Raw genomic sequence first — 323 nt, forward strand, 5'->3', positions numbered from 1 at the left:
ATGGGAACACCACAATCAATAACTATTATCGTAAAACAACGGATTACGATGTTTTACGTTTTTCAGAGGGCGTGCAGGCTGATGACGTAAGGATTTCGCGCAGCAGTGATCATTTACTTTTAACCTTGCAGAGTTCAGGCGAGGTTATCAAAGTTACTGAATTCTTTGACAAAGCCACTTACGAACTGGATGCAGTCGAGTTTGCGGACGGGACGGTCTGGGATGCTGTTGAGTTGAAACGACAAACTTTGTCGGGAACGGAGGCGTCGGAAAAACTCGTTGGACTTGATTCTGCGGACACCCTTTCTGGTCTTGGAGGAAAT

General features: G+C 45.8%; 1 protein-coding gene. It reads left to right on the forward strand.

All coding sequences use genetic code 11. The features are described from left to right. Positions 1 to 323 (forward strand): calcium-binding protein (locus tag AYW76_RS18590; RefSeq protein WP_156489110.1); only part of this gene is annotated, 323 nt, incomplete at both ends.

The sequence above is a fragment of the Marinomonas gallaica genome (assembly GCF_001639745.1).
Classification (GTDB): Bacteria; Pseudomonadota; Gammaproteobacteria; order Pseudomonadales; family Marinomonadaceae; genus Marinomonas; species Marinomonas gallaica.